Raw genomic sequence first — 20,322 nt, 5'->3', positions numbered from 1 at the left:
GCGGAACATCGCCCGGAGTGATGCCAGGGGCAGCGGCCCGTCGGAACGGAAGTTCCGGCGGGCCGCTGCCCTGCTGTCGGCGTGGCGGCCGGTACCGCCGGCCGTTTTCCGCTCCCCCGGTGCGGGCTCAGCGTGCCGGAGCCGGGACCGGACGGAGGGAGCAGTCGGCCGGGGCGAGACCGCCGTCCTGCCCCACCAGCGTGACGGAGAGGTCCCCCTGGGCGTGCGCGGCATAGGCGGCCGTGCAGACCACCTGGTCGCGGGCGGGGGCGGTCAGCCGCCTCACCGGCAGGTTCAGCCTGACCTCGACGGTGGAGCCGCCCGTCACGACCCGCTCCGCGGCGGACGCCTCGCGGGGCAGCGAAGGGGCGTTGCGGAGCCCGGCCCGCCGCTCGGCCTTGTTCGGCCCCTGGAGCAGGGCGGTGACGGCCGTCAGGGGCGACAGGGACGCGCTCGCTTCCCCGCCCTCCGCGGGTGAACTCCCGGGGCCGCCCTCCCAGGGGACTTCGACGTTCCGTGGCACGGGCAGCAGTTCGTCGTCGGGAGAGAAGAAGAACAACAGCAGCCGTGAGTCACGCGGGGGCAACAGGTCGCCGACCGGTGGTCTCCCGGCCCCGACCACCCCCGTCTCCTGGATGCCGCAGCCGGTGAGCGGCGTTCCGGCGAGCACCAGCAGCATGGCGATCCGGGCCGCCCCGACCGCGCGGAACGCCCGCTTCCTCACGCGGTGGCCTCCGTGCGGTCAGGGCCGGTGGACGCGGGCCCGTCGAAGGGCAGTTCCACCGTGAACAGCGCGCCGCCGCCGGGTGTGTTCTCCGCGCGGATCGTGCCTCCGTGGAGCCGCACGTTCTCCTGGGTGATCGCGAGTCCGAGGCCGCTGCCCGATGAGCGGGAACGTGCGGCGTCCGCCTTGTAGAAGCGGTCGAAAATGTTCGGCAGGGCGTCGGGGGCGATCCCGGGGCCGCTGTCGCGCACCTCGGTGATCAGCGCGCCCGCGCGGGACGACAGCCGTACGGTGACCGGCTCGGCGCCGTGGTGCAGGGCGTTGCCGACGAGGTTGGCCACGATGACGTCGAAGCGGCGCGGGTCGAGGCGGATACGGACTCCCTCGGGCAGCTCCGCACGGACCCGGTCCTGCCACTGCCTGCCGGAGAGGGTTCTGCGTACGGTCTCCGCCGCGTCCACCTCGTCGGTGTTGAGTCCGGCCGCGCGGGCGTCGAAGCGGGACATCTCCATCAGGTCCTCCACCAGCGCGGCCAGTCTTCCGGTCTCGACGCTGATCAGGCGCACCGCCCGGGCGGTGTCCGGGTCGAGCGTCCCGGCGTCCTCGTCCAGCACGTCCGTGACGGCGAGCATCCCCGCGAGGGGGGTGCGCAGTTCGTGCGAGACGTCCGAGGCGAAGCGCCGGGCCCGTGCCCCGGCGTCCCGCAGTTCCTGTACGGAGTGTTCGAGGCGGGCCGCCGAGCTGTTGAACGTCCGGGCGAGGTCGGCCATTTCGTCCCTGCCGCGTACCGTGATCCGCGTGTCGAGCCGCCCACCGCCCATGGAGTGCGCGGCCTGCCGCAGTTCACGGACGGGGCGCAGCACGCTGCGCGCCGCGAACAGCGCGGGCACCAGGGCCGCGGCCAGTCCCGGCAGCGCACCGTCACGGGCCGCGGTCACCAGCGCGTCGATGTCCGCCTCCTCGTTCGCCATGGGCATCACGGCGAAGAGGAGGAGGCCGCTGGGCACCGCGCCGCCGCCCGCGACGACCCGTGTCATCACCGGCATCCCGATCGTCAGGTACGCCCTCCCGTCCTTGACGACCCGCTGGAAGCCGCCGTGCGGCGATGTCCGCGCGGCGCGGCGCAGTTCCCCGGTCAGCACCCCGGAGACGGGCCGGTCGCCCGAGGAGACGCGTACCGAGCCGTACTCGGCGAACACGATCCACGGATGGGGTTTGGAGCGCGCCGCGATGTCGTACAGCTCCCACCGGACCGATTCCAGGTCCAGGGGCAGGCCGGGGACGAACCGCTCGACCTCCTCGCGGAAGGAGGCCACGGCGGTGTCCTGTGCGCGTTCGAGGACCGCGCTGCGCGCCTCCCGGTAGGTCAACGCGGCGGTCGTGACCGCGCCGACCGCGGCCACCAGGAGGAACGCGAGCACGAGCCGGGTACGCACCCCGAACGCGGCGGCCGCTCCGGGTATCTTCACAGCGGGCCGAAGCGGTAGCCGAACCCCCGCAGGGTCTGAATGTACCGGGGGCTGTCGGACCGGTCCTCGATCTTGATGCGCAGTCGGCGCACGCAGGCGTCCACCAGGCGCACGTCGCTGTGGTAGCTGTGGTCCCAGACCTCTTCCAGGAGCCGCTGCCTGCTGAAGACCTTTCCCGGCGCCGCGGACAGGAACAGCAGCAGCTTCAGCTCGGAAGGGGCGAGGGCGACCGGCCCGCCCGATTTCAGGACGGTGTGACCGGCCCGGTCGATGTCCAGGTCGCCGTGGTGTTCGACGGCGGGCCGCACACCGACCGGGGCTTCGATGCGGCGCAGCACAGCGCGGATGCGGGCCTCGATGACCTCGGTACGGGCGGGTTTGACGACGTAGTCGTCCGCACCGGCCTCCAGGCCGACGACGATGTCCACGTCGTCGCCGAGCGCGGTGAGCATGATGATCGGCAACTGGCTGGTCGCGCGTACCCGGCGGCACACCTCGACACCGTCCATCACGGGCAGCATCAGATCGAGCAGCAGGAGGTCGGGGCGGAACACGTCCAGCGCCTCCAGGCCGGCCTCGCCGGTCGCGGTGGCAAGGATCTCGTGCCCGCGCCGGCGCAGCCCCATCTCGACGCCGTCGCGTACGGACGGATCATCTTCGACGAGGACGACGCGTGGCATGCCGGTATCTCCAGGTCCTGGGACGGGAAGGTCGTGGAAGGGGGACGTCTGGTGAGCGAGCGGCAGGAACGGGCTCCGGACCGGTAAAGGAGACAGGTTCACGTGGCGGGGCGGGTGTGCACGCTGACCGCGTAGCCGCCGCCGTCGTACGGGTCGCCGCTCCAGGTCGCGTAGCGCTGCCGCAAGGTCAGTCCGGCCCGGGCGCACCACTGGTCGAACTCGGTGATGGTCAAGGGCGCTTCGTCGAGCGGCAGGTGTGCCGCGTCCAGTCCCATGCCCGTGACCAGCAGACCGCCGGGGCGCAGTGCGGCGGCAAGGTGCCCGACGACGGTCGCGCCGGTGCCGGGGGCCAGCAGGGGCATGACGTTTCCGGCGGCGAGCACCAGGTCGAAGTCCGGGTCAAGACCGAGGGCGTCCAGCCGGGCCAGGTCGCCGAGGAGCCACTCCTGCGTGGGTGCTTCGCGGCGTGCGACGGCGAGCATCGAGGCGTCGACGTCCACGCCGGTGCAGTGGTGGCCCAGTTCGGCGAGCCGGATCGCGATCCGGCCGGTGCCGCAGCCCGCGTCGAGCACCCGGGCGGCCGGTTTCAGCAACGCGTCGCAGAAGGAGGCCTCGCCGTGGATGTCGTGGCCCGATGCGGCGAGCCGCGCGAACCGCCGGGCGTATTCCTCCCCAGCCCGTCCACCGGTCAGTTCCGCCCAACGGTCGCGTTGCCCAGTCATGTTCAGCTTGCCTTCCGGTCGGCCCCCAGCGGGAGCATAAACGAGCCGGTCGCACGGAGTCCGGTTCGGGTGGCTCCGGACCGGCCCGGTACGCCGGGCTGGCTAGAGTTTCCGCCATGAGTGATCACTGCGAGCCCGGCGCCGTCTCGCCGGTGCTGTTAGGGGTGGGGGGCGACTGGCTGCCTGTCACCGCCGGCGAATCGGGGGCTTCCGTCTTCCGTGCCGCGGACGCCACCCGGTACGCCAAGTGCGTGCCCGCCGCGGATACGGCCGGTCTTGAGGCCGAACGCGACCGGATCGCCTGGCTGAGCGGTCGGGGCGTACCGGGTCCCCGGGTCCTCGACTGGTACGCCGGTGACGCGGGCGCCTGCCTGGTCACCGCTGCCGTCGCCGGCGTACCCGCCGATCAGGTGCGCGGCGAGGATCTTCGCGCTTCCTGGGGGCACATCGCGGACGCGGTCCGTCGGCTGCACGAGGTGCCCGTGGCCTCGTGTCCGTTCCGCCGGGGCCTGGACTCCGTGGTCGACGTCGCACGTGACGTCGTGGCCCGTGGCGCCGTGAATCCGGAGTTCCTCCCCGTGGAGCAGCAACGCGTGCCCCCGGCGGAGCTGCTGGCCCGCCTCACCGGGGAGATCCCTCGGCGACGGGATCAGGCGGCCGCCGGCACCGTCGTGTGCCACGGAGATCTGTGTCTCCCCAACATCATCCTCGATCCGGAGACCCTGGAGGTGTCGGGCTTCATCGACCTGGGCCGCCTCGGAGCGGCCGACCGTCACGCCGACCTGGCGCTGCTGCTCGCCAACGCGCGCGAGACGTGGGTGGACGAGGAGCGGGCACGGGTGGCGGACGCGGAGTTCGCCGAGCGGTACGGCATGCCCCTCGATCAGGAGCGGCTGCGCTTCTACCTCCATCTCGACCCGCTCACCTGGGGCTGAGGAGCTCCCGAGGGGGCGGGACCCGCGTCGGCGGATTCGTCCGGTCCGGCGGCGCTCCCGCACGGGTTCCGCCGGTGCCCCGTGCCGGTCAGCCCGTGGGTCCCTCGGGCTTCCGCCCCCAGGCCGTGAGCATGCCGGCCGACAGCGCGGCGCACGCGTCGCTCTCCAGGTACCGCACCGCCGCGTCGACGGCCGCGTCGTCGACCAGGCCGGTGGAGAGCATCGCCTCCCTGCTGCGCTGCCAGGTGTCGGCCCAGAAGCGGCTGATGGGGCTGCCGGGTTCCAGCGGCGGCACGTGGATCTCCGCCGCCACGTGTTCGAGCCCCGCCCCGCGCAGGAGGCCGGGGTACGACGGAACCCAGGAGACATCGGTGCCGATGGTGGTCCGCAGCCCCTGCCACATCGCCCGCATCGCCGTGGTGTACGGGGTGGGCGGCGTCCGGTCGCTCGTCAGGTCGATCGCGTCGCTGAGCACCAGGACACCGCCGGGCGCGAGGAGTTCGGCCAGGTGTCCGATCAGGCGGTCCCGCTCGGGCAGGTGCATCAGCACGAAGCGCGCGTGGACGAGCTGGAAGCCGCCGGGCGCGAAGCCGGGGCGGGTGATGTCGGCCTGGAGCACCTCAAGGCCGGGGACGGGGCGTGCGCTCAGAAACCGTACGTCGCGGTCCACGGCGAGCACGCCCGCCACCCCGGCCTCTGCCAGCAGTCGGCGGGAGACCGTGCCGGTTCCGGCGCCGATGTCGAGGCAGCGCCATCCCGGGCCGGCACCGAGAGCCCGCAGCCGGGCCATCGTGAAGTCGTCGTACGCGACGGCACCGAAGTCGATGCGTTCCTCCTCCCCCGCCCGGTCGGGGCGGAAGAAGGCCTCGCCGTAACGGCCGTCGCCCGGCGCGCTCCCGGGCGGAGGGGCGTTCACGCCGTCCCCGGTACGACGTCGTGTCGGGCGCCCGTGTTGCGCCGCGGCCCCCGGCCGCAGGCCGGGGGGATCAGCGGATCGTCGATCGTTCTCATGGCCGGGCCTCTCCACGCGACGGGGCGGTGCGGGGGCGGTCCCGGCCGGGGGCCGCCCCCGGCCATCCTCCACCTGCGGTCGTCCGCTCGGCCGAGGCTCGCCGCGCCCGGGGCCGATCGATGCGGACCGGGCGGGAGTGCGCGGGTCCTGGGGTCAGGGCTGGATCGGCATGGACCAGCAGTTGGAGGTGGACGGTTTGCCGGAGAGCCGGTCGGTCAGCCAGCCGATCGCGTCGCCCTGGTCGGTGAGGAGGGGCACGAGATGGTTGGTGAGGATCTTGTCGCCGAGGTTCGGCAGGACGACGGCGTCATAGGTGATGTCGCCGCCTTTGCGGCACCAGTCGACGGCCAGTTGACGGGCCTGGGAGTGCGGGACGATGTCGTCGTGGACGCCGGTGGCCAGGCGCACGGGACCGGACGGTTTGAGCGTGCCGATGCGCTGCCTGTCCAGGGCGGCCTTGGCCCGGGGCTCGGCGGCGATGATCTCCCCGATGGTCTTTCCGCTGGTGGTCCACTTGCTGCTTTTGGTGAAGCCGTAGCCGAGGAGCGCGTCTCCGACGCACATCGTGGAGGCGTCCGCCAGGGCGGCCTTCCCGGTGGTGCTGATGTTCGCCTCGACGACCGCGCGCAGGTCGGGATCGGCCTGGGCGAAGCCGTTGATCGACCAGGCCAGCGCGCCGGCGAGCGCACTGCCGTCGATGCCCTTCATGACCGAGGTCAGGTCCGCCGGGGGCGCGCCCGCGTAGGTTCCGGCGAGGCGGACGTCGGGGGCGTAGGAGGGCTGGAGTTCGGCGGCCGCCGCGCTGGCGCCGCCGCCCTGGCTGTAGCCGTACAGGCCCGTGCGGGAGGCCTCGGTGACCGAGGCGCCGGGCACGGAGCGCGCGGCGCGCGCCGCGTCCAGGAGGGCGTGTCCCTGGTCGAGGCGGTTGACGTAGGTGTGCAGCCGGTCCGTGGCGCCCAGGCCGACGTAGTCGGTGACGACGACGGCCGCCCCGGTGGCCAGGATCCGGTAGACGGCCAGGGCTTCGTAACCCACGGACACGGTGTCGCCGTTGAGGGTCAGCGGGTGCTGAAGGGCGAAGGACGGTGCGCACTGGTCGCCCTGGCCCATGGTGCCCGAGGCGAGCGCGACCAGGGGGCGCGGTCCGGATCCCTTCCAGGCCGCGGAGGGCTCGATGTAGGCCCCGGTCACGGCGACGGGCATTCCGGCCGAGTCGGTGGACCTGTACATGAGGCGGGTCGCGGTTCCCGGCATCGGGCGGCCGTCGAGGCCGGGGATGTTCAGCCCGAGGGGCAGGGCCTCGCTGCGGATCAACGCGCCGTTGTCGGCGGGCAGTGCGGCGGGAGGCGTGTAGAACTCCGGGATGGTGACGCCCCGGGAGACGACCGGAGGGGCCGCGGCGGCGGATGCCGGGACGGCCGACAGGCCCGCGCAGGCGGTTCCGGCGGCCACGGTGCAGGCCAGGAGACGCAGGCGGGCCGAGGGACGGTGGCGTCCCGCGGGGGTGGCGGCGGAACGGGAACGGGTTCTCGTGCGGCTCACGGTGTGCTCCTCGTTGCTCGTACGGATGGTCGTCGGGTGGCCGGGTCGACGGGCCGCGCGGGCGTGGACGGCGGGTGCGGCGGCGCGGCTCGGCTGGGGGGTGTCGACAGGGATCCGGTGTGATGGGGGGCGGAGGGGGCCAGGTGTGGTGGGGACGGTGGGACCAGGCGTGATCGCACGTCTCCATGCGGCGGTTCACGCCAAGTTCCTTGGGGAACAGTCGTGTTACTCGCTGGTCACTTTCGGCAGCGTAGGTCTGCGTGTCACTCAGTGACAAGACGTCTGCATGCGCCAATTCCGTCGTGGGTCGCTATGCTGCCGGGACAGGACCGAGGCCGGGGGTGCGGGTGCGTGAACTGCCGTCCGCAGAAGGCGGGCTCATGGCCGGGGCGGCCGCCGCCAAGCCGACGCTCGCTCAGCGACGCAGGGTCGCCCTCCGCCTCGAGATCGCCGGCGAGGCGGTCCGCCTGTTCACCTCCCAGGGCGTCACCGGCACCACGGGCGAACAGATCGCCCGGGCCGTGGGCATCTCGTCCCGCACCCTGTGGCGTCACTTCCCCACCAAGGAGAGCTGCGTCCTGCCCCTGCTCTCGGCGGGGCTCGAGATGGCGGTGGACCAACTGGCCGCGTGGCCGCCCGGGATGACGCTGCTGGACTTCGTGACGCGGTCCAGCCGGAGCGGCGCGCTGCCCCTCGCGGCTCCGGCCGTCCTCGACCTGATCCGGATGACGTCCACCGACCCCGCGCTGCGGGCCGTCTGGCTCCAGGCCCATGACGACGCCCTGCCGGTCCTCGCGGAACTCCTCGCCCGGCGTTCCGGCGGCAGCGCCGACGCGCTGGCAACGAAGGTGCACGCGGCGACGCTCAACGGCGCGCTGCGCGCGGCGGCGGAGGAATTCGCCCAGCGGTACGCGGACCGTCCCGAGGCGTCGGGCGAGGAGATCACGACCTGCGTCCTGGCCGCTCTGCGGGCCGCCTCGGAGGGCTTGCCGTACTGACCGGCGTCCGGGCCCCGGACGGGCCCTCCGTACGATCGGGGCAGCGACGGACGACGACACGGAGGGCACCATGGGCGGCCGGGTCACCGCGGTGAGCCGCAACGAGCGGTACGGGTTCAGCAAACCCACGCACCCGTTCATCACGCTGCTCGCCGGGCTCGGCGTGGAGGGGGATGTGCATGCGGGGACGACGATTCGCCACCAGTTCCGCATGACGTACGAACCGGACCTGCCCAACCTGCGCCAGGTCCACCTGATGCACGAGGAACTCTTCGAGGAGCTCGCGCTCAAGGGCTTCGACGTGTCGGCGGGCCAGCTCGGCGAGAACGTCACCACCGCGGGAGTGGATCTCCTCGGCCTTCCCACCGGAACCCTGCTGCGCCTCGGCGAGGAAGCGGTGCTGGAGGTGACCGGGCTGCGCAATCCGTGCGCGAAGATCAACGACTTCCGCCAGGGGCTGCTGGGCGAGGTCTTCGCCCTGGATCCCGTGTCGGGCGAGTTCACCTTCAAGTCGGGTGTCATGGCCGTGGTCCGCGCCGGCGGGACGGTCCGCGCGGGCGACACCGTCGAGGTCGAGCTGCCGCCGCCGCCTCACCGGAGCCTGGAACGCGTCTAGAGGGCCGGCCCGACCGGGCGGAGGGCCGCCCACGGCCGTACGGCCGCCGCGGCGCGTGGGCCGTACGGCGAAATGGGCTTCAGGTTCGCTTCAGTTCGGGCTGTTAGAGTGCAGTCCTGCGGCGGCAATTCGCCGAGCGGCTTTGGCACTTCGCCCTACGAGCCGAATCGACCGGGACAGGGAGCGTAGGAATGCGCTGCAGGGAGATGCTGGCCTTCTACGCCGGTATCGCCGTGCTCCTGATGATTTCCGCGTTCACTCTCGGCTCCTCCGCTCAGACCCTGCAGACCGTCGACACGGCACCTCATTCCCACGCCGTGTCCGTATTCGACGGGTCAGGACCGAACACGCCGCTGGAGGGCGTGGACGGTGACGTCACGCTCCAGCACCGCCACAAAGCGGGAAGCGCGACGGCCTCGCCTCCCGTGCAGGCCGGCATTCCCTCCGCATCACCGGATCTTCACGACTGCGCGACGGATGTCGCCCGGCAGCATTCTTCGCACTCGGGATCGCGAAGCCCTGCCCGGGTCCAGATCCTTCGCTGCTGAGCGAACTCTCCGATCACCCTGCGGCAGCCCGCCGGACCCGTATCACCCGACGCCGTTCAGCAACTCCGCCCTGTCGACCCGGCGGATTGCGCACGCTCGGCCCTTTCGGTGAGCAGGCCCCCGGCGACCTGCCGTTGATCTCCCGCCCGCGGATACGTGCCATCACGTCCCGCGTCACGCGGAATTCCGCAGCAATTCGCACGTGAACGGCCCTCGGATTCCTCTCTCGGAATCCGATCGGACCCTGTGGAATTCCGGCCCCAAAAGATAGGAAGCCGAGTTGGCCAACACCCCGATCTCGGCCCCCCGACTCAGTCCTGGAGCAGACGCACATGCAGTATTTCCCTCTCGCCTCGGAGCCGGCGAGCGGCATCGCAGGGTGGGCGACCAGCCTTGTCGAAACCATGGGCGGCCCCGGGGCCGGGCTGGCGATCGCCTTGGAGAACCTCTTCCCGCCGTTGCCGAGCGAAATCATCCTGCCGCTGACGGGCTTCGCCGCGGGGCAGGGAGTGATCAGCCTGTTCTCCGCCCTGTTCTGGACGACGCTGGGATCGGTGGTGGGCGCTGTCGCCCTCTATCAGATCGGCGCGCTCTTCGGCCGGGACCGCATGTACGCCCTGTGGGAGCGGCTCCCGCTGGTGAAGGTGTCCGACCTGAAGAAGACCGAGCAGTGGTTCGTCAAGCACGGCATGAAGGCCATCTTCTTCGGCCGGATGATTCCGATCTTCCGCAGTCTGATCAGCGTCCCGGCCGGCGTCGAGCGGATGCCCCTGCCGATCTTCGTACTCCTCACCGCCCTGGGCAGCTTCATATGGAACTTCATCCTCGTCATGGCCGGATACCTGCTGGGTGACCAGTGGGAGCTCGTGGAGAGTTACGTCGGGGTGCTCTCGAAGGTCGTCCTGGTGCTGGTGGTCGCAGCGCTGGCCGTGGCGGTCGTTCGCAGGCTGCGTTCCCGTCGGGGCGATCGGCAGAGGGACCACGTGTGACCGGTGCGACGGAGCGCCCGGAGCCGTCGGCTCCGGGTGGCTCACCGGTCACCGGGCGAGGGCCGCCAACGGGCGGTCCACGAAGAATGGTTGCAACAGTCCGCGCACGTCGCGCGGACCATCGATCCGATCGACAAGGTGGCACGCATGGCTATGTGGGACCGCATCAAGGACCAGGCCAAGGGGCTGCAGCAACAGCAGTCGCAGGGCACGAGGAGCCCCGGCGGCCAGCGGCAGGCGGGTACGGGAGCCGCCGGCGGCTCGAAGGAGAAGCTGGTGGGGCTGCTCAAGTCGCAGCTCGGCTCCCTCAAGACGGAGCTCAAGAGCGGGGCGTACCGGGACGCCAGCATGGCGATGTGCGCTCTGGTCGCGGCCGCCGACGGGTCCGTCGACCCCGCCGAGCGGCACCACGTGGAGACGCTGATCCTGCAGAACGACGTCCTGCAGAACTTCCCTCCCGAGCAGTTGCGGCAGAGGTTCAACAAGCATGTCGATCAGATGATGTTCAACTTCCAGCAGGGCAAGACCGAGGCCATGCAGGAGATCGCCAAGGCCGCGAAGAAGCCTGTGGAGGCCAAGGCCGTCGTCCAGACCGGCTTCGTGATCGCCGGTGCGGACGGGTACATCGCCCCGGCCGAGGCGCAGGTCCTGCGGGAAGCGTGCATGGCGCTCGGGGTGTCCCCGCAGGAGTTCGGCCTCTGATCCGTCCGGTGCGCTTCCCGTAGCGCGGGAACCCGGCGGGCGTGACCCTGTTGCGTCCCGCCGGGCCCGGCCGTCAGTCGTCGGTCAAGGACACCGCCCCGACCGGGCAGGCCCGTACGGCCTCCCGTACCAGCGGGTGGTCCCCCGTCCCCGCGGGGCGGCCGGGAAGCATCTCGCTGAACCCGTCGTCGTCCTGCGTGAACACGTCCGGCGCGGTCAGCGCGCACATGCCGGCCCCCACGCAGCGTTCCTTGTCGACCTCGACGCGCATGCCGCTCACCATGCCACGGGCAGTTCCAGCAGACCCTGGATCGTGTCCCCGGGTTTGTGCTGGATCTCGTGCGCGGGCACGGCGAGCCTGAGGGCCGGCAGCCGCTCGAAGAGCGTACGCAGGGCGATGTCGAGCTCGGTACGGGCCAGGTTCTGGCCCAGGCACTGGTGGACGCCGAAGCCGAAGGCGAGGTGGTGGCGGGAGGGCCGGTCCCAGTCGAGCGCCTCCGGATGCGCGTACACCTCGGTGTCGCGGTTGATGAGCGAGGTCGAGAAGAACACGCCCTCCCCCTCGCGGATCGTCGTCCCGGCCACCTCGATGTCCTCGGTGGCCAGCCGCTGCAGACCGTCGGCGATGGACAGGAACCGCAGCAGCTCCTCCACCACCGCGGCCGTCGTCGTCCGTCCGGACCGCAGCGCCGCCAGTTGCTCCGGGTGCCTCAGCAGCGTGAACGTACCGAGCGAGATCATGTTCGCCGTCGTCTCGTGCCCGGCGACGAGCAGGATCACGGCGAACGAGACGAGGTCGTCGCGGTCGACGGGCCCGTCCGGGTGGTCCCGGTGGATCAGCTCGTCCAGGAGCCCCTCCCCCGGCTCCACCCGCTTGCGGTCGATCAGGGCGCCCAGATAGTCCTCCAGCTCGATCCGGGCCTTGTCCACATCGGCCGCGCCCGGACCCCGCAGGAGCCGCCGCGAGCAGCCCTCGAAGAACTCGTGGTCGGCGTACGGGACACCGAGGAGCGCGCAGATCACCATCGACGGCACCGGCAGCGCGAAGTCGGCGACCAGCTCGGACGGCGGCCCCTGCCGTTCCATCGCGTCCAGGAGCCCGTCCACCGTTTCCTGGATGCGGGGGCGCAGCGCGGCGATCCGCTTCACGGAGAAGCTCGGGATGAGCATCCTGCGCTGGGTGTTGTGCTCGGGGTCGTCGACGCCGAGCAGAGCCACACGCCGACCCTGCACGTTCGCGAACCGCTCGGCCGGAACAGGGAAGTCGGGATGGGTGCGGTCGGTGGACAGTCGCGGATCCGCCAGCAGCCGACGGGCCAGGGCGTGGCCGGTGACCGCCCAGACCGGACGTCCGTCGAAGAGGGTGACCCGGCTCAACGGCCGGTCCGCGCCCAGCTGTTCGTACCCGGTGGGCGGGTGGTAGGGGCACTCGCGGTCCTGCGGGAACGGTGTCGCGGAGGCAGTTCGGGTCGAAGGGCCGGTGAGAGCGGGGTCCTGGCGGGCCGGTTCCGTCGTGGATTCCGTCATGGGAGCGGTCGCCTCGCAGTGCTCGGTGATAGGGGCGGAGCGGGTCGCTCCGCCCCTCACCCCAATTGGATGCCCCAGGCACCTATTGGGTCGACGTCCGGACCGGCCACTTCGGCGGGACCGCGGATCTGGCCGGTGTCTTTCGCACACGGTCGAACGCTTTCCCATCCGCTCAGGTCCAGCGGGTGCGGCGGAGCGGCACCGGGGCGAAGACCGGCCCTTCCACGGCCGGAACCGTTCACCACGGCGTCCGGAACCTTGCCGTCGGCCTCGCCCGCCACGATCGACGGAGGCGCTCACGTGCTCCCCGTGCCGCACGACGACGCCCCCGCGGAGCGCGTCGGGTCATGCCGTCACCTTGGCGATGAACGCCGCGAGGTTCGCCACGGTTCGCTCGATCTGCTGTTCCAGGGTGAGGGATTCGCGGAGCCGTGACCCGACGCCCGCGTCCTTCTTCCCCCGCACGTAGAGCGAACAGGCGAGGTCGCTGCACATGTAGGCGCCGACCGAGTTGCCCTGCTGGCCCGCCTTCCCGGACCTGGGGGCCACGAGCAGGGAGACGCCTCCGGTATGGACGGTCACGCACAGCGAGCACATGCTGCGGCGGGTCTGCCAGGATCCGGCGTCGGAGGAGCGCAGCTGGATGCCGACGGGGCCCTCGGCCGAGGCGAGCACGAGGTAGGCCCGGTCGGGGGCCTGGGGGTCGCGCCAGCCCAGGAAGTCCAGGTCGTCCCAGGGCCGGTCGGCCAGGTCGCGGGGAACGGACAGGCGCTTGGCCTCGCCCTTGGTGCAGTTCACGAAGGCGGTACGGATCTCTTGCTCGGTCAGGGGCTTCATGGAGCTCACGCTAATTTGCCTAATCTCATTAGGCAAACATATATTTTCTTAGGTAATCGCAGGTGAGCGTTCGGAGGGTCGCATGGCACGAGCAGGACTGGCCGCGGAGCGCGTCGTACGGGCGGGGGCCGACCTGGCGGACGAGATCGGGTTCGAGCACGTGACCCCGTCGGAGCTCGCCAGGAAGCTGGACATCAGGACCGCGAGCCTGTACTCGCACGTCAAGAACGCCCACGACCTCAAGACGAAGATCGCGCTGCTGGCCCTGGAGGAGCTCGCCGACCGGGCGTCGGTGGCACTCGCGGGGCGGGCGGGCCGGGACGCGCTCGGCGCCTTCGCCAACGCCTACCGCGACTACGCGCTCCAGCACCCGGGGCGCTTCGCCGCGGCCGGGTTCCGGCTCGACGCGGACGCGGCTGCCGCGAGCGCAGGCGTCCGGCACTCCCGGATGATGCGGGCGATCCTGCGCGGCTACGACCTGACCGAGCTCCAGCAGACGCACGCGGTGCGGCTCCTGGGCAGCGTCTTCAGCGGTTACGTGGGGCTGGAGGCGGCCGGCGGTTTCCGCCACAGCTCCCCCGACTCCCAGGAGAGCTGGACGGAGATCCTCGATGCGCTCGACTCCCTGCTGCGCAGCTGGCCCACCCCTTCCTGACCCCGCCTCCCGCCCCTCGACGAACGAAGAGAGCGAGAACATGACCACCCGGCACGGCTGGACGACGACCCCCATCAGCACCGACATCCTGCGGGGCGCGCTCGACCTGGAGCGGACCGGGCGCGGCATGCTGCCGCACCGGCTGCCCGCGGGGGCACGGCGGCAGATTCCCGACGACCAGCTGGCCATGGCCGAGTCGCAGCCCTCCGGGGTCCGACTGGCGTTCCGCACCCGGGCCACCGCCGTCGAGCTGGACGTGGTGGCCACCAAGCGGGTCTATCCCGGCGCGCCGCCGCGCCCCGACGGCGTGTACGAGCTCCTCGTGGACGGCCGCCCCGCGGCCCGGGCCAGTGCCCCCGACGGTGACACGCTCACCGTCGATCTGGCCTCCATGACCTCGCAGACCCGGCCCGGCCCCGTGGAAACGCTCCGGTTCACCGGCCTGCCGGACGAGGAGAAGGACGTCGAGATCTGGCTGCCGCACGACGAGACCACGCAGCTGGTCGCCCTGCGCACCGACGCGCCGCTCCGGAGCCCCGGGCGGAGCGGCCGGCCGGTCTGGCTGCACCACGGCAGTTCCATCAGCCACGGATCCAACGCCACCAGCCCGACCGGCACCTGGCCCGCGCTGGCCGCGAACCTCGGCGAAGCCGAGCTGATCAATCTGGGGTTCAGCGGCAGCGCCCTGCTCGACCCGTTCACCGCCCGGGCCATGCGCGACACCCCCGCAGACCTGATCAGCGTCAAGATCGGCATCAACCTCGTCAACGCCGACCTGATGCGGCTGCGGGCCTTCGGCCCGGCCGTCCACGGCTTCCTCGACACCATCCGCGAAGGCCACCCCACCGCACCGCTCCTGGTGGTCTCGCCGATCTGCTGCCCCATCCACGAGACCACACCGGGCCCCAGCGCCCCGGACTACAGCGCGATGAGCGAGGGGCGGCTCCGGTTCGTGGCCATCGGCGACCCCGGGGAGAGCTCCGCCGGCAAGCTGACCCTCACCGTCATCCGCGACGAGCTGGCCCGGATCGTCGCGCAACGCACGCCCGCCGACCCCCATCTGCACTACCTCGACGGCCTCGACCTCTACGGCGAGAGCGACCACGCCGAACTCCCGTTGCCCGACGACCTGCACCCGGACCCCGCCGCCCACCGGCGCATCGCCGAACGCTTCGCCCGCCTCGCCTTCGGTCACGACGGACCGTTCGCACCGTGCAACCGCTGACGCCGGGGCGGAACCGACGCCCGCACGGGCGCGCAGGAGCGGTGAGCCGTCCGCGCCCCGTCCGCACCTCCGTTTCGGGTGGGCACGGAACAGGGGAACCGGTCACCCCGTTCCCGGGTTCCGGCGGCGGGCCGGCCGGGAACGGGGTGACCGAGCGCCGGTTCAGGACGAGGCCGGCACCTCGTGTGTCCCGTACGACCGGTTACGGGGCGTCCACCAGGACGCGCCCGTCGGCCGGCACGCGCGGGGCGAGGCCGCCCGCGTAGGCGGACTCGACGCGGGACTGCTCGGCCGCGTTCGGCAGGGCGTTCTTGCAGCTGATACCGGCGCTGGATCCCGACATCAGCTGGGAGCAGGGGCCGGGCTTGGTGTCCGGCAGCCCCAGGCTGTGGCCGATCTCATGAGCGGCGATCCGGGTCTTGTCGTGGCCCTGGGCGACCGCCTGGCTGCCCAGTTCCACCCTGACCTGGCCGCCGGGCCGGACCGGGCCGAGGGTGGCCTGCGGCCAGCCGCTGGTGGCCACGATCTGTATCTCGGCACGCGTGCCGGGTGCGGCCTCGACCAGCTTGACGTTGTCGACGGTGGAGTTCCACGAGGCGACCCCGGCCGCGATCTCCGCCTCCCAGCCGCCGGCCCGGCTGTCGTCGTACCGGAGCGTCACCACCGCCGACGCACCCTCCGCCGCCGGGTTCGGCGCGGGGGCGGCCTGCGCCGCCGTAGCTGTGGCCAGGGTGATCGCCGCGGCGACACCGACTGCCTTGAGCCATCTGGATTCCAGCATTGCTGTCCCTTCACTCATGGGGGGCTCGGCTCCGCGCGGAACCGAGGGAGTGGGAGGACGGTCACCGCGAACCGTACGGACGCAAGGGCCGGTTGCCGATCCTCCCGGGGCCGCAGAACCTATGCCGCGATCGCGGCTTGATCATGCCCCTGTCATTCAAATGAGGCCGGAAACGCACCCTGCCGGGATCTTGGACCCGGGGCCTTCGCCCCATCGGGTCGCCCCCGCGGCCCTGCCGCCGGGCATCGTCGCCATCGGGGGCGTGTTCCGTACCCTGAGGGCATGCGCATGCGACCCACCCTGAGCTGGACCTCCGCCGAGGAGCCACCGCCGGCCACCACGGACCTGGAGCCGGTCGTCGAGGCGCTGCGCGGTGGCGGTGTCCTGGTCCTGAGCGGTGCGGGCATCTCCACGGAGTCGGGCATCCCCGACTACCGGGGCGAGGGCGGGAGCCTGAGCCGCCACACCCCGATGACCTACCAGGACTTCACCGCCGACGCCTCGGCCCGTCGCCGGTACTGGGCGCGCAGCCATCTCGGCTGGCGCACGTTCGGCCGCGCCCGGCCCAACGCCGGGCACCGGGCCGTGGCCGGGTTCGGGCGGCGGGGTCTGCTCTCGGGTGTAATCACCCAGAACGTCGACGGCCTGCACCAGGCCGCCGGCAGCGCGGACGTCGTGGACCTCCATGGGCGGCTGGACCGGGTCGTCTGTCTGTCCTGCGGCGCCTTCAGCCCGCGCCCCGAGCTGGCGCTGCGGCTGGAGGAGGCCAACGAGGGGTTCGCGCCGGTGGCCGCCGCGATGAACCCGGACGGCGACGCCGACCTCACCGACGAGCAGGTCGGGGACTTCCGCGTGGTGCCCTGCGCGGTCTGCGGCGGCGTCCTCAAACCGGACGTGGTGTTCTTCGGCGAGGCCGTGCCCCCGCAGCGGGTCGAGCACTGCCGCGAACTGGTCCGCGGGGCGCGCACCCTGCTGGTCCTGGGCTCCTCGTTGACGGTGATGTCCGGGCTCCGGTTCGTCCGCCAGGCCGACCGGGCCGGAGTGCCGGTGCTGATCGTCAACCGGGACCCCACCCGCGGCGACCGGCACGCCCTGACCCGTATCGGCCTCCCGCTGGGTGACGCCCTCACCGCCGCGGCCGGCCGGCTCGGCGTTCCCGTCGACGACGGGACGACCGGGCCCGGGTGAGCCGGCGGGGCGCTACCGGGCGAACTTCCTCAGGTCCTCCGCCAGCGAGCTGATGGCCGCGGGATTGCGCGGGCTCTCGACCAGATCCACGTAGTCGAGAACGACGATCCGATCATTCCGAATCGCGGATACGCCGGCGAGCGGCTTGTAGGACTTCAGGAACCTCCGCTTCTCGTCCGCTCCGGTGTCACCGTAGTTGTTGATGACGATGACCTCGGGATCCCGGTCGACCACGGTCTCCCAGCCCACCGTCGTCCAGCTGTCCTTGAGGTCCTTCATGATGTGGTCGCCGCCGGCCTTGGTGATGATGTCGTGCGGTCCGGCGTACGCGCCCGAGGTCAGCGGTTTGTCCTTCCCGTCGTCGTACAGGAAGACACGGAGGCGGTCGCCGCCCTCGGCCGCCTTCGCCCGTGCGTCGGCGACCTCCTTGCGGAACGACGTGATGAGGGTGTCCGCCCGGTCCTCGACGTCGAAGATCTCTCCGAGGTTCCGCAGGTCGGTGTAGAGCGCTTCGAGCGGGGGCATGACTCCGCGGGCCTTGCCCTGCCCGTTGCGGCACGACTCGCTGAGCAGGTACGAGTCGATGCCCACGCGCTCCAGTTCGGCGGGGGTGAAGCCCTCCCCCTCGTTGAATCCGTAGTTCCAGCCGGCGAAGACCAGGTCGGCGCGGGCGTCGAGGACCAGTTCCTTGTTGATCCGCTCCTTGGAGAGCCACTTGGTCTTCTTGTAGCCGTCCTTCCAGGGGACGGACGTCATGTCGCCCTTGTCGTCGGGCATGACGTACCCGGCCATGTGGTCCTCGAGTCCGAGGGCGAACATGATCTCGGTGATGCCCGTGTCGTTGGTGACGACGCGCTGCGGGGCCTTGTCGTACGTCTTCTTCTCCCCGCAGTTCTCCACGGTCACCGGGTAGTGGCGGTCGTCCTCGGACGTGCGGTCCTTCCCGTCGGCCTGTGAGGTGACGTCCGCTCCGCAGCCGGTGAGGGCCACGGCGGCCGCGAGCACGAGGGCTGCGGGACGCAGGAGGTTGAGCATGGTGGTCGGGGCTCCTTCAGGAGGTGGGGCGGGCAGGGGGGAGGTCGAAGAGCAGTTGGAGCGCCCCGGTCTCCGGGTGCGCGACGCGGTGCGCCCGTACGCCGAAGACGTCGGCCAGCAGTTCGGTGGTCAGGACGGTGTGCGGGGCCCCGGAGGCGACGATCCGGCCGCCGTCGATGACATGGACCAGGTCGCAGTGCAGGGCGGCCAGATTCAGGTCGTGCAGGGCGGTGAGCACGGTCAGGCCGCTGTCGCGGACCAGGGCGAGGACTTCCAACTGGTGGGCGATGTCGAGGTGGTTGGTGGGCTCGTCGAGCACGAGGACCCGGGGCTGCTGGGCGAGGGCGCGGGCGATCAGGACGCGCTGCCGCTCGCCGCCGGAGAGGGTGAGGAAGCCGCGTTCGGCCAGGTGTCCCGCTCCGACCCCCGCCAGCGCCTCGTCGCAGAGGCGGCGGTCCTCGTCGGATGTCCGGGCCACCGGTCCCTGGTGCGGCAGACGTCCCATGGCCACGATCTCGGCGACGGTGAAGTCGAATTCGGCGACCGCGTCCTGCGGAAGTGCGGCCAGTCGCCGGGCGCCTTCCCGGGCGCTGAGGGAGTGGAGGTCCTCACCGCCGATCCTGACGGCGCCGGCCGAGGGGCGCAGGGCCCGGTAGACGCAGCGCAACAGGGTCGACTTCCCGCTGCCGTTGGGACCGACCAGGCCGACGAGCTGCCCGTCGGCCGCGCCCAGGGTGACCTGGTCCACCAGCCGTGCACCGGCGATCTCGACGGTGAGCGCGTCGATGTCGATCCGCATCAGATGCCTCCGAAGGAGTAGGCGCGCCTGCGCATGAGGAGGAGGAAGCAGGGAACGCCGATGACCGCGGTGAGGACGCCCACCGGCAGCTCGGCCGGTGCCAGCACCACGCGCGAGAGAATGTCGACCCAGATCAGCAGGACGGCTCCCGCGAGGGGGGCGACGGCCAGGAGCCGTCGGTGGTCGGCGCCGACCAGCATCCGCGCGGCATGAGGGACCATCAGGCCGACGAAGCCGATCGCCCCGCTCACCGCGACGACCGCTCCGGTGACGGCCGCGGAGACGAGGAAGAGCTCCTTGCGCAGTCTTCCGGGATCGACCCCGAGCGCGGCGGCGGTCTCGTCCCCCATGGCGAGGGCGTTCAGGCGCCGTGCCGACCAGCCGAGGTGTGCGAGGCCGGCGAGAACGGCACCGGCGGCGATCGGCACGGCCGCCCAGTTGGCTCCGCTCAGGCTGCCGAGCAGCCACATCATCGCGGAGCGGGCCGCTTCCCCGCGCTCGGCCGCGAACACCATGAACGTGGTGACGGCCGAGAAGCCGTAGTACATCGCGGTCCCCGTCAGGACGAGCCGCAGCGGGGTCAGTCCGCGTTCGGTGCGGGCGACCGCGTACACGAGCAGCATGGCCAGGAGTGCGGAGAGGAACGCCGCCGTGGACAGGGCCCAGATGCCCAGCGCCCCCATGGCCCCGAAGATGAGGACGGCGTTGGCGCCGACCGCCGCGCCCGAGGAGATGCCGAGCACGAACGGGTCGGCGAGCGCGTTGCGCACCATGGCCTGGACGGCGACGCCGATGGCGGACAGGCCGGCCCCGACGACGGCGGCCAGCACGGCTCGTGGCAGGCGTAGTTCCCAGACGATGGTGTAGGCCGGGACCTCGTCGGGGCCGATGGCTCCGCCGGTCAGCCCTGCCCACAGGTAGCGCGTCACCTCCGCCCAGGAGAGCCCCGACGCCCCGAGTGCCGCCCCGCAGACGAGCGAGAGGGGCAGGGCCAGACACAGGCCGGCCAGGAGCAACGGCAGGGGCACGCGCCGGGGTGGCGCAGGTCCGGTGCCACCCGGCGCGGGGCGCGACGGCTTGGAGGGTATGCGGTCGAGAGACGTGGCCACAGGCCGGTCGCTTTCGCCTCGGGCCGTGCGTCGCGCGATGAGGAGCGGCCCCGGACGGCGGCCGCCCCGCGCAGCGCCCGTTCGCAGTCCACGGCGAATCGTCAGGAGCCTTCTCCGCCGCGGGTGATCGGGCTCACGGAACCCAAAAGGCTCCGTCTACCGTTGCGGGTCAGCGCCGGAATTCGACCGGACTTCCCCCGTGGCGGAACGCAGCCTAGCGCGTGCGTTC

Annotated in this window: 22 protein-coding genes; 9 read left to right on the top strand and 13 right to left on the bottom strand. The window is 71.9% G+C overall.

Features of this window, described 5'->3' with window-relative positions; all coding sequences use genetic code 11:
- Positions 1–127: 127 nt before the first annotated feature.
- The 4 genes from IE272_RS24520 to IE272_RS24505 all read right to left on the bottom strand — a co-directional run bounded on the left by IE272_RS24520 (position 128) and on the right by IE272_RS24505 (position 3,595).
- On the bottom strand, positions 128–724 hold the full coding sequence (locus IE272_RS24520; protein ID WP_057667870.1) for a hypothetical protein: 597 nt from the start codon (positions 722–724) through the stop codon (positions 128–130).
- Entirely contained in the window at positions 721–2,193 is a 1,473-nt protein-coding gene (locus tag IE272_RS24515; protein ID WP_190007987.1) for an ATP-binding protein, read from the bottom strand. The genes IE272_RS24520 and IE272_RS24515 overlap by 4 nt, the downstream gene beginning before the upstream one ends.
- Positions 2,190–2,873: a response regulator gene (locus tag IE272_RS24510; protein WP_050363088.1), complete on the bottom strand. Its 684-nt coding sequence runs from the start codon at positions 2,871–2,873 to the stop codon at positions 2,190–2,192. Before IE272_RS24510 ends, IE272_RS24515 begins: the two co-directional genes overlap by 4 nt.
- A 98-nt stretch (positions 2,874–2,971) precedes the next feature.
- On the bottom strand, positions 2,972–3,595 hold the full coding sequence (locus IE272_RS24505; RefSeq protein WP_057667865.1) for a class I SAM-dependent methyltransferase: 624 nt from the start codon (positions 3,593–3,595) through the stop codon (positions 2,972–2,974).
- A 116-nt stretch (positions 3,596–3,711) separates the two neighbouring features.
- Here IE272_RS24505 and IE272_RS24500 point away from each other — a divergent pair, with 116 nt between their 5' ends.
- Positions 3,712–4,530: an APH(3'') family aminoglycoside O-phosphotransferase gene (locus IE272_RS24500; protein ID WP_190007986.1), complete on the top strand. Its 819-nt coding sequence runs from the start codon at positions 3,712–3,714 to the stop codon at positions 4,528–4,530.
- Between the two features lie 88 nt (positions 4,531–4,618).
- On the opposite strand, the gene IE272_RS24495 is transcribed toward IE272_RS24500, so the two are convergent.
- Positions 4,619–5,446: a class I SAM-dependent methyltransferase gene (locus IE272_RS24495; RefSeq protein WP_190007984.1), complete on the bottom strand. Its 828-nt coding sequence runs from the start codon at positions 5,444–5,446 to the stop codon at positions 4,619–4,621.
- Positions 5,447–5,695: 249 nt separating this feature from the next.
- Complete coding sequence (locus IE272_RS24490; protein WP_073959161.1) at positions 5,696–7,084, bottom strand: lipase family protein; 1,389 nt, start codon at positions 7,082–7,084, stop codon at positions 5,696–5,698.
- Positions 7,085–7,464: 380 nt separating this feature from the next.
- On the opposite strand from IE272_RS24490, the gene IE272_RS24485 reads away from it, so the two are divergent.
- From IE272_RS24485 to IE272_RS24465, 5 genes are all read left to right on the top strand, one after another.
- On the top strand, positions 7,465–8,082 hold the full coding sequence (locus IE272_RS24485; RefSeq protein WP_056709156.1) for a TetR/AcrR family transcriptional regulator: 618 nt from the start codon (positions 7,465–7,467) through the stop codon (positions 8,080–8,082).
- Positions 8,083–8,152: 70 nt separating this feature from the next.
- Positions 8,153–8,698 (top strand): MOSC domain-containing protein, encoded by a 546-nt coding sequence (locus IE272_RS24480; protein ID WP_073959162.1) that lies wholly within the window; start codon positions 8,153–8,155, stop codon positions 8,696–8,698.
- 206 nt (positions 8,699–8,904) lie between these two features.
- On the top strand, positions 8,905–9,246 hold the full coding sequence (locus tag IE272_RS24475) for a hypothetical protein (protein ID WP_229897575.1): 342 nt from the start codon (positions 8,905–8,907) through the stop codon (positions 9,244–9,246).
- 332 nt (positions 9,247–9,578) lie between these two features.
- On the top strand, positions 9,579–10,235 hold the full coding sequence (locus tag IE272_RS24470) for a DedA family protein (RefSeq protein ID WP_190007982.1): 657 nt from the start codon (positions 9,579–9,581) through the stop codon (positions 10,233–10,235).
- Positions 10,236–10,382: 147 nt separating this feature from the next.
- On the top strand, positions 10,383–10,937 hold the full coding sequence (locus IE272_RS24465; RefSeq protein ID WP_190007980.1) for a tellurite resistance TerB family protein: 555 nt from the start codon (positions 10,383–10,385) through the stop codon (positions 10,935–10,937).
- A gap of 73 nt (positions 10,938–11,010) precedes the next feature.
- Here the strand turns inward: IE272_RS24465 and IE272_RS24460 are convergent, their stop codons facing one another.
- The 3 genes from IE272_RS24460 to IE272_RS24450 all read right to left on the bottom strand — a co-directional run bounded on the left by IE272_RS24460 (position 11,011) and on the right by IE272_RS24450 (position 13,301).
- Positions 11,011–11,208 (bottom strand): ferredoxin, encoded by a 198-nt coding sequence (locus tag IE272_RS24460; RefSeq protein ID WP_050363220.1) that lies wholly within the window; start codon positions 11,206–11,208, stop codon positions 11,011–11,013.
- 5 nt (positions 11,209–11,213) lie between these two features.
- Positions 11,214–12,464: a cytochrome P450 gene (locus tag IE272_RS24455; RefSeq protein ID WP_073959163.1), complete on the bottom strand. Its 1,251-nt coding sequence runs from the start codon at positions 12,462–12,464 to the stop codon at positions 11,214–11,216.
- 345 nt (positions 12,465–12,809) lie between these two features.
- A complete protein-coding gene (locus tag IE272_RS24450; protein WP_050363078.1) occupies positions 12,810–13,301 on the bottom strand; it encodes an FBP domain-containing protein in 492 nt (163 codons plus the stop codon).
- A gap of 82 nt (positions 13,302–13,383) precedes the next feature.
- On the opposite strand from IE272_RS24450, the gene IE272_RS24445 reads away from it, so the two are divergent.
- Both IE272_RS24445 and IE272_RS24440 read left to right on the top strand, forming a co-directional pair.
- Positions 13,384–13,956: a TetR/AcrR family transcriptional regulator gene (locus IE272_RS24445; RefSeq protein ID WP_190007978.1), complete on the top strand. Its 573-nt coding sequence runs from the start codon at positions 13,384–13,386 to the stop codon at positions 13,954–13,956.
- A 40-nt stretch (positions 13,957–13,996) separates the two neighbouring features.
- Positions 13,997–15,181: a GDSL-type esterase/lipase family protein gene (locus tag IE272_RS24440; RefSeq protein WP_190007976.1), complete on the top strand. Its 1,185-nt coding sequence runs from the start codon at positions 13,997–13,999 to the stop codon at positions 15,179–15,181.
- A 202-nt stretch (positions 15,182–15,383) separates the two neighbouring features.
- On the opposite strand, the gene IE272_RS24435 is transcribed toward IE272_RS24440, so the two are convergent.
- Entirely contained in the window at positions 15,384–15,962 is a 579-nt protein-coding gene (locus tag IE272_RS24435) for a snapalysin family zinc-dependent metalloprotease (protein ID WP_050363075.1), read from the bottom strand.
- A 288-nt stretch (positions 15,963–16,250) separates the two neighbouring features.
- Here IE272_RS24435 and IE272_RS24430 point away from each other — a divergent pair, with 288 nt between their 5' ends.
- Positions 16,251–17,150: an NAD-dependent protein deacetylase gene (locus IE272_RS24430; protein ID WP_050363074.1), complete on the top strand. Its 900-nt coding sequence runs from the start codon at positions 16,251–16,253 to the stop codon at positions 17,148–17,150.
- Positions 17,151–17,162: 12 nt separating this feature from the next.
- On the opposite strand, the gene IE272_RS24425 is transcribed toward IE272_RS24430, so the two are convergent.
- Genes IE272_RS24425 through IE272_RS24415 form a run of 3 tightly spaced genes read right to left on the bottom strand, consistent with a single transcriptional unit; the run spans position 17,163 to position 20,093 of the window.
- The gene (locus tag IE272_RS24425; RefSeq protein ID WP_050363073.1) at positions 17,163–18,185 is read right to left on the bottom strand and encodes an ABC transporter substrate-binding protein; all 1,023 of its coding nucleotides are present in this window, start codon (positions 18,183–18,185) and stop codon (positions 17,163–17,165) included.
- Positions 18,186–18,201: 16 nt separating this feature from the next.
- Complete coding sequence (locus tag IE272_RS24420) at positions 18,202–18,984, bottom strand: ABC transporter ATP-binding protein (protein WP_190007974.1); 783 nt, start codon at positions 18,982–18,984, stop codon at positions 18,202–18,204.
- Positions 18,984–20,093 carry a FecCD family ABC transporter permease gene (locus IE272_RS24415; protein WP_057667851.1) on the bottom strand — a complete coding sequence of 370 codons (1,110 nt, stop codon included), beginning with the start codon at positions 20,091–20,093 and terminating at the stop codon, positions 18,984–18,986. Before IE272_RS24415 ends, IE272_RS24420 begins: the two co-directional genes overlap by 1 nt.
- Between the last annotated feature and the right edge of the window lie 229 nt (positions 20,094–20,322).

This window comes from Streptomyces anulatus, from assembly GCF_014650675.1.
Taxonomy (GTDB): Bacteria; Actinomycetota; Actinomycetes; order Streptomycetales; family Streptomycetaceae; genus Streptomyces; species Streptomyces anulatus.
Note: the sequence above shows the minus strand (reverse complement) of the source record. Positions and strands in the feature narration are given on the sequence as shown.

Bases quoted from the DNA above. Each gene is read 5' to 3' on its own strand.
- IE272_RS24510 (WP_050363088.1), bottom strand. From the start codon at position 2,873: ATGCCACGCGTCGTCCTCGTCGAAGATGATCCGTCCGTACGCGACGGC.
- IE272_RS24505 (WP_057667865.1), bottom strand. From the start codon at position 3,595: ATGACTGGGCAACGCGACCGTTGGGCGGAACTGACCGGTGGACGGGCT.
- IE272_RS24500 (WP_190007986.1), top strand. From the start codon at position 3,712: ATGAGTGATCACTGCGAGCCCGGCGCCGTCTCGCCGGTGCTGTTAGGG.
- IE272_RS24485 (WP_056709156.1), top strand. From the start codon at position 7,465: ATGGCCGGGGCGGCCGCCGCCAAGCCGACGCTCGCTCAGCGACGCAGG.
- IE272_RS24480 (WP_073959162.1), top strand. From the start codon at position 8,153: ATGGGCGGCCGGGTCACCGCGGTGAGCCGCAACGAGCGGTACGGGTTC.
- IE272_RS24475 (WP_229897575.1), top strand. From the start codon at position 8,905: ATGCTGGCCTTCTACGCCGGTATCGCCGTGCTCCTGATGATTTCCGCG.
- IE272_RS24470 (WP_190007982.1), top strand. From the start codon at position 9,579: ATGCAGTATTTCCCTCTCGCCTCGGAGCCGGCGAGCGGCATCGCAGGG.
- IE272_RS24465 (WP_190007980.1), top strand. From the start codon at position 10,383: ATGGCTATGTGGGACCGCATCAAGGACCAGGCCAAGGGGCTGCAGCAA.
- IE272_RS24460 (WP_050363220.1), bottom strand. From the start codon at position 11,208: ATGCGCGTCGAGGTCGACAAGGAACGCTGCGTGGGGGCCGGCATGTGC.
- IE272_RS24455 (WP_073959163.1), bottom strand. From the start codon at position 12,464: ATGACGGAATCCACGACGGAACCGGCCCGCCAGGACCCCGCTCTCACC.
- IE272_RS24450 (WP_050363078.1), bottom strand. From the start codon at position 13,301: ATGAAGCCCCTGACCGAGCAAGAGATCCGTACCGCCTTCGTGAACTGC.
- IE272_RS24445 (WP_190007978.1), top strand. From the start codon at position 13,384: ATGGCACGAGCAGGACTGGCCGCGGAGCGCGTCGTACGGGCGGGGGCC.
- IE272_RS24440 (WP_190007976.1), top strand. From the start codon at position 13,997: ATGACCACCCGGCACGGCTGGACGACGACCCCCATCAGCACCGACATC.
- IE272_RS24435 (WP_050363075.1), bottom strand. From the start codon at position 15,962: ATGCTGGAATCCAGATGGCTCAAGGCAGTCGGTGTCGCCGCGGCGATC.
- IE272_RS24430 (WP_050363074.1), top strand. From the start codon at position 16,251: ATGCGACCCACCCTGAGCTGGACCTCCGCCGAGGAGCCACCGCCGGCC.
- IE272_RS24425 (WP_050363073.1), bottom strand. From the start codon at position 18,185: ATGCTCAACCTCCTGCGTCCCGCAGCCCTCGTGCTCGCGGCCGCCGTG.
- IE272_RS24420 (WP_190007974.1), bottom strand. From the start codon at position 18,984: ATGCGGATCGACATCGACGCGCTCACCGTCGAGATCGCCGGTGCACGG.